3 protein-coding genes are annotated in these 7,396 nt (G+C 72.1%); 2 read left to right on the top strand and 1 reads right to left on the bottom strand.

Features of this window, described 5'->3' with window-relative positions; translation table 11 throughout:
- Nucleotides 1–2 precede the first annotated feature (2 nt).
- Nucleotides 3–1,397, bottom strand: a complete 1,395-nt coding sequence (gene lpdA, locus H3C53_10045; GenBank protein MBW7917006.1) for a dihydrolipoyl dehydrogenase — start codon at nt 1,395–1,397, stop codon at nt 3–5.
- A gap of 131 nt (nt 1,398–1,528) precedes the next feature.
- Between lpdA and H3C53_10040 the strand changes: the two genes are divergently transcribed.
- Together H3C53_10040 and H3C53_10035 are read left to right on the top strand one after the other, a co-directional pair.
- The gene (locus tag H3C53_10040) at nt 1,529–4,744 is read left to right on the top strand and encodes a hypothetical protein (GenBank protein MBW7917005.1); all 3,216 of its coding nucleotides are present in this window, start codon (nt 1,529–1,531) and stop codon (nt 4,742–4,744) included.
- 110 nt (nt 4,745–4,854) lie between these two features.
- Nucleotides 4,855–7,380 carry a leucine--tRNA ligase gene (locus H3C53_10035; GenBank protein MBW7917004.1) on the top strand — a complete coding sequence of 842 codons (2,526 nt, stop codon included), beginning with the start codon at nt 4,855–4,857 and terminating at the stop codon, nt 7,378–7,380.
- Nucleotides 7,381–7,396 lie beyond the last annotated feature (16 nt).

Raw genomic sequence — 7,396 nt, 5'->3', positions numbered from 1 at the left:
ACTCAGCGCCGCCGGTTGGCGATGTGGATGGCCTTGCCGTGCGCGTGCTCGGCGGCCTCCATGACCGCCTCGGAGATGGTCGGGTGCGGGTGCTGCGTGAGGGCGATGTCCTCGAGGGTCGCGCCCATCTCGATGGCGAGCGCCGCTTCCGACACGATGTCGCCCGCGTTGGGGCCGACCATGTGGAAGCCGAGCAGGATGTCGGTCTTGGCGTCCCCGATGAGCTTCACGAGCCCACCTGACACGCCGAGGGTCGACGCCCGACCCGAGGCGGAGAGCGGGAAGCGCCCGACGCGCACCTCGAAGCCGGCCTCCTTGGCCTCCGCCTCGGTCATGCCCACGCTGGCCAGCTCGGGCTCGGTGTAGATGACGCTGGGCACGACCGTGTCGTAGGCGCTCGGCATGCCGGCGGCGTGCTCGGCGGCCACGATCCCCTCCTTCATGGCCTTGTGGGCGAGGAGCGGGGCGCGGGCCACGTCGCCGATGGCGTACACGTGCGGCGCGCTCGTCTGCATGTGGTCGTTGACGACGGGCACGAAGCCGCGCTCGTCGACCTGGACGCCCGCCGCCTCCAGCCCGAGACCGGCGCCGTTGGGCCGGCGCCCGACCGCGACCAGGACGCGGTCCGCCGTGATGACCTCGCGCTTGCCGTCCTGCCCCTCGACCGTCACCTCGGTGCCCTTCGCCGTGGCCTTCTGCGACACCACCTTGGTGGAGGTGAGGATGCGGATGCCGCGCTTCTCCAGCGCCTTGGCCAGCTCCTTGCTGGCGTCGGCGTCGGCGGCGCCGGCGATCTGGGGCAGCATCTCCACGACCGTCACCTCGCTCCCGAAGGAGGAGTAGACGTCGGCGAACTCGAGGCCGATGGCTCCGGCGCCGATCACGAGGAGCCGCGCCGGCACGCTGGCGCCGAGGGTGAGCGCGCCGGTCGAGTCGATGATGCGCTCGCCGTCGAGCTCGAACCCGGGGATGGCGGCGGGCCTCGAACCGGTGGCGATCACGAACTTCTCGGCCGTGTAGGCCTTGCCGGCCACCTCCACCGTGTTCTTGCCCGTGAAACGCCCCTCGCCCTCGAGGAGCGTGACCTTGTTGCCCTTGAACAGCATGCCGACGCCGCTCGTCTGCTTCTTCACCACGTCGAGCTTCCACCTGTCGACGGCGGCCAGGTCGACCTTGGGCGTGCCGAAGTCGACCCCGAAGGCGCTCGCGTCCCTTGCGCCGCGCAGCTCGGCGGCAACGTGCAACAGGGCCTTGGTGGGGATGCAGCCCACGTTCAGGCACACGCCCCCGACCGCGCCCTTCTCGACGCACGCCACCTTGAGGCCAAGTTGCGAAGCCCGGATGGCGGCGTGGTACCCGCCGGGTCCGGAGCCGATGACGATGAGGTCGAAGTCCATTGCAGCCTCCAAAGGGGGCGCCGCGGCGGGCGCCTGGGTCGCCTCGAAGCGACGGCCGGCGCGAGCCGGCCGGTGTGTGGGCCAGTCTACCGCCCACGGGCCCGCGGTCGGCGCGGTGCCTATACTGCCGCATGAGGCTACGCACCTTGGGAGGGGTCTCCCTGTCGGGTGTCAGCTTTCGTCGTCCGAAACCTCTCCTCCTGCTGACATACCTGGCGCTCGAGGGCCCAAAGGACCGCCGCTACCTGACGGAGCTGTTCTGGCCGCGGGCGGCCAACCCGCGTCAGAGCCTCTCCGTTGCCCTGTCGCAGCTGCGCGCCGCCGAACCCGCGCTGCTGAGCGTCGACGGCTCGACCCTGCGCGCAGAGGTGGAGTGCGACGCCGCGCAGCTGCTCGCCGCCGCCGCTACCGGCGACTGGCGCGGCGTGACCGACCTCTACGGCGGGGTCTTCCTAAGCGGACTGGACGTGGCCGACGGCAACGTCGAGCTGGAAGAGTGGCTCTTCCAGACACGGGAGACGGTGGCCGCCGAGGTGCAGCGAGCCCTCGTCGAGCTGGCCGAGGAGAGCCTACGGGAGGGGAACCGGCTGGGTGCCGTCCGGCTGGCCGATCAGGCGGCGGCCCTACTCTCGCAGGTCGTGGACGTCGACCCCGAGCGTGTCACGCGCCTACACGCGCTGCTCACGACCACCGACAGCCCGCGCGCCCTGCCGCTCAGGCGCGAGGCGGCCGAGCTCGGCATCGACCTCACGGCGTACGCGGCCGCCAAGGCTCCGCCCGCCGCCGCTCGCGCGTCAAGCCACAACCTCCCCCGCCGCCAGGCCCTGTTCGTGGGGCGCGACGCCGAGCTGCGAGACCTCGAGGGCCTGGTCGAGGGGGGCGCCCGGCTGATCACGGTCACCGGCCTGGGCGGCATCGGCAAGACGCGGCTCGCGCTGGAGCTGGCGTGGCGGCTGCAGCGCGCGAGGCGCTTCGATCCCCTCTACCTCGTTCCCTTGGAGACGGTCACAGACCCGGCCGAGATGCTGGGGCAGGTGGCACGCTCGGTTCAGGTCCATGCGGGCCGCCGCGACCCGATCTCGGCCATCGCGGCCAGGTTCGCCTCGGCCCGGCCCCTCTTCGTCCTCGACAACTTCGAGCAGCTCGGCGGCGCCGCACCCGACGTGGCGCGCCTGCTCGAGGCCTGCCCGGGGCTGACGCTGCTGGTCACCTCGCGCGAGCCGCTCGGCCTGGAGGGCGAGTCGCTCTACCCCGTGGCGGGGTTGCCGCTGCCCCCGGTGACCGGCGAGGTGCCCCTCGACGCCGACGACGGCAGCGCCCTGAGCCTGTTCGTCCAGGCGGCACGCCGGTTCGACGCGCGCTTCGGCCTCACGACGGCGAGTACCCCCGCCGCCGTCACCGTGTGCAGGCGCCTCGCCGGGTCGCCGCTCGGCATCGAGCTCGCGGCGGCTCTCACGCGCCTGATGCCGCTCGACGAGCTGGCACGCGAGCTGCAGGACGACCTGGACGCGCTCGTCAACGTCCAGGAGTCCCGGCCCCCGCGGCACAACGACCTGAGGACCGTGTTCGAGAGCTCGTGGCAGCGCCTCACCGCCGCCCAGCGCCGCGCGCTGGCCGCGGCGTCCGTCTTCGAGGGCGGTTTCGACCGGGCGGCCGCCAAGGCCGTGCTGGGCATGGACCTCCCCACGCTGGCCGTCCTGATCGACAGGTCGCTCGTGGCGCGGCAGGGGCGGCGCTACGACCTGCACCCGCTGGTAAGGCAGTACGCGGCCGAGAAGTTGGCCGAGACGCAGGACGCGGGTGCGCTGCGTGCCGGGCACGCCGACCACTACGCCGCGTTCCTGGCCGCGAGGCGGGCGGCCTACCGCAGGGCCGGGCACCGCACCGCCTTCGAGGAGATCGACCAGGACTACACCAACGTGCGGGCCGCCTGGGCCTGGGCGGCCGCAGGGCGGGACGAGGCCCTGCTGAGACGCATGCTCCCCATGCTCACCGACTACCTGTGGGTCAGGAGCCGCTTCCAGGAGCTAACGCGGCAGGCCGAGCTCGCACTCGGCGCGGTCGGTCCCGACACGCTCCTGGCCGGCCACCTGGCGTTCGCCCTCGCCCTCCCTCACATGGACTCCGCTCCGGCGCGGGCGGAGCCGCTGTTCGAGCGCGCCCTCGAGCTCGGCGCGCGCCACGGCGACGACGGCCTGGTGGGCATGGCGCACTACCGGCTGGGTCGCGCGTTCGCGCACGCGGGCGAAGCCGAGCGCGCCGATGAGAACTACCGCGCCGCCCTGCCACTCCTCGAGCACCACGACGACGGCATGAGCCTAGGTGGGTGCATCTGCAACCTGGGCCTGCTCGCCGCCGACCACCGGGAGTCGGGGCGGCTCCTCGAGGAGGCCGCCGCCGTCAGCAGGCGCGCCGGCAACGTGCTCGACCAGGTGAACATCCTGCAGAACCTGGCGTGCCACGCGCGCGACGCCGACGGCGACTACGCCCGCGCGCTGCGCCACGTGCAGGCCGCGCTCGCGCTCGAGGCGGCGATAGGCAGGCGCGGCCACCTCGTGATGCTCAACGAATGGGCGGCCTACTACCACCTGCAGCTCTCCGACCTGCAGGCGGCCGACGTTCACTTGGCAGAGGTGGCCAGGCTCGTGGCCGAGGGCGAGCCGTGGGAGGAACATCCGGCGGGCGCACCCGTGAACGACCGGATGATGGCCCACTACCACTTCGCGGCGGGCGACCTCGCCCGTGGGTTGTGGCACGCTCGCAAGGCCACGGGGTCGGGCGACTGTCTACTGACGGTCGCCTGGGCAGACGTGATGCACGGCGAGCTGGGCGAGGCGGCGCGCCTGCTCGCCGTCCTGCGCGTCGAGACCCAGGACTACCTCGACGCCGTGGCCCAGGACGAGAGCTCTGTTCGCCTGCTGTCGGCAGCGGTCACGGCGTCGACCGTCGGTCGCACCGGAGCAGGGTCCCGGTCGGCGGCCGGCGGGTACGGCCACGAGGCGCTGAACGACCTCGTCATCGCGCTGGACCTGGTCGTGGACAACGAACTGGTCCCTCAGGCCCTCACCGCGTTCATGGCCGCGCACGTGGTGGCGCCCGAGCTGGTGGGCCCCGAACTCCTGGAGCTGGCCGCCACGCACCCGGCCGGCCGCCAGGTGACCAGGCGGTTGGCGGCCGAGCGCCTGGCGGCGGTCCATGGGGGCCGGCCGGCCTCCGATCCCGGCGGGCTACCTCGCCGGCGCACCAGACAGGCGGGGCGCGACGAGGTCCTGGAGCGGGCCCGCCAGCTAAGGACCCGGTTGCGCGCGGTCAGCGCGACGGCGCCACTCGAGCGCGCTGTCGGTTGACCGGCCGTGATGACCCGCACCCGGCGTCAGCCACTGAGGGCGCCGCGGTCGCCGGCGACCGGGGCGCGCTCCCGCCCCGGCGCCTGTGGCGGACCTATACTGTAGAACCTATGACCCAGGCAGAATCCAGCGCCACGCCGACCGCTCACGCGGAGCGCTACTCACCGGGCGAGATCGAGAAGAAGTGGCAGCAGCGCTGGCGCGACGAGGGCCTCTACGAGGTCGACCTGCGAGACTCGAGCCGGCCCAAGTACTACTTCCTCACGATGTACCCCTACCCGTCGGGCGACCTGCACATCGGCCACTGGTACGCCGAGGCGCCGGCGGACGCCGCGGCGCGCTACAAGCGCATGCGCGGCTACAACGTGCTGTTCCCCATGGGTTACGACGCGTTCGGCCTCCCCGCCGAGAACGCCGCCGTGAAGGCCGCGCGCGCCGGCGACAAGAGCGTCCACCCGGCTCGCCTCACCTACCAGCGCATCGCCAGGATGACCGAGCAGTTCGAGCAGATGGGCGCCATGTTCGACTGGTCGAAGCAGATCGTCACCTGCGACCCCGAGTACTACAAGTGGAACCAGTGGTTCTTCATCAAGATGCTCGAGAAGGGCCTCGCGTACCGCAAGGAGTCGTTCGTCAACTGGGACCCGGTCGACCAGACGGTGCTCGCCAACGAGCAGGTGATCGACGGGCGCGGCGACCGCTCGGGCGCCCTCATCGAGCGGCGCCTCATGCCGCAGTGGCACTACCGCATCACGGACTACGCCGAGGAGCTCCTCGACTTCTCCGGGCTCGATTGGCCCGAGCGCGTGGTCACCATGCAGACGAACTGGATCGGCCGCTCCGAGGGCGCCGAGGTGGTCTTCAGGAGCGAGGCTGGCGACGAGATCCCCGTGTTCACCACCCGGCCGGACACGCTCTGGGGCGCCACCTTCATGGTGCTGGCTCCGGAGCACCCCCTCGTCGCCAAGCTCACCTCGCCGGATCGCCGCGCCGCGGTGGAGGCGTACGTCGAGCGGGCCGGGCACAAGTCTGACCTCGACCGCATGGCCGACACCAAGGAGAAGTCGGGTGAGTTCATCGGCGCCTACGCGGTGAACCCCGTGAACGGCGCCCGCATCCCCATCTGGACGGCGGACTACGTCCTCATGGGGTACGGCACCGGCGCCATCATGGCCGTGCCGTACGGCGACCAGCGCGACTTCGAGTTCGCGCGCGCCTTCGGGCTCGAGATCGTGCCCGTGGTGCGCCCCGAGGGCACGGAGGGCGAGCTGCACGCCGCCGACCTGGAGGCGGCCTGGTCGGGGCCGGGCACGATGATCAACTCGGGTCCCCTGAACGGGCTCGAGCACAACGGCGCCAAGGGGCGCGAGAGCCCCGCCATCGCCGCCGCCACCGAGTACCTGGCGAGCCACGGTCTCGGCCGAGCCCAGACCACGTACCGCCTGCGCGACTGGCTCATCAGCCGCCAGCGCTACTGGGGCACGCCCATCCCGGTCATCTACTGCGACGGCTGCGGGATGCTGCCGGAGCGCCTCGAGAACCTCCCCGTGCTGCTGCCGGAGGACGTGGCGTTCATGCCGACCGGCGAGTCGCCGCTCAAGACGCACGCGGAGTTCCTGGCGACCACCTGCCCCAACTGCGGCGGTCCCGCGCGCCGCGAGACCGACACGATGGACACGTTCCAGGACTCCTCGTGGTACTGGTTCCGTTACCTGAGCCCGCACGACGCGGAACGCCCCTTCGACCCCGCGCTCGCCTCCAAGTGGACGCCCGTCGACACGTACACGGGCGGCATCGAGCACGCCATCTTGCACCTGCTCTACTCGCGCTTCTTCACCAAGGTGCTGCGCGACCTCGGCCTGACGACCGCCGACGAGCCGTTCAGGCGCCTCCGCAACCAGGGGATGATCCTGGGCTCGGACAACGAGAAGATGTCGAAGTCGCGCGGCAACGTCGTCAACCCCGACGACCTGGTGGCGCAGTACGGGGCCGACACGGTCCGGGCCTACCTCATGTTCCTGGGGCCGTGGGACCAGGGGGCGCCGTGGAGCTACAGCGGGATCGACGGGCAGTTCCGCTTCCTCGGGCGCGTCTGGAACCTCGTGGTAGGCGAGGCGCAGGTCGAAGGGCCGGGCGGCGTCACCGAGACCGACGTGCGGCGCGCCGTGCACCACGCCATCAAGGAGGTCACGGAGGACTTCGAGGCGTTCCGCTTCAACACCGCCATCGCGGAGCTGATGACGCTGCAGGGCGCCCTGCAGAGGGCGCGCGTGGCGGGCCTGGGCGGCAGCGCCGAATGGCGGGCGGGCGTCGAGACGCTCCTCGTGCTCCTCGCCCCCATCGCGCCCCACATCACCGAGGAGCTGTGGCGGCGCCTGGGGCACGCCGAGTCGGTGCACCTGCAGCCGTGGCCCAACCACGACCCGGCCGCCCTGGTGGCCGACACCGTCACGTTGGCCGTCCAGGTGAACGGCAAGCTGCGCGGGCGCGTTGACGTCGCCGCCGACGCGGACGCGGCCACGGTCCTGGCGGCCGTCAAGGCGGAACCGAACGTGGCGCGGCACCTGGAGGGCATGACGGTGGTGCGGGAGGTCGTGGTGCCGGGCCGGCTGGTCAACCTGGTCGTCAAGGGCTGAGCACACGCCCGCGGCG

The sequence above is a fragment of the Trueperaceae bacterium genome, assembly GCA_019454765.1.
GTDB lineage: Bacteria > Deinococcota > Deinococci > Deinococcales > Trueperaceae > JAAYYF01.
Note: the sequence above shows the minus strand (reverse complement) of the source record. Positions and strands in the feature narration are given on the sequence as shown.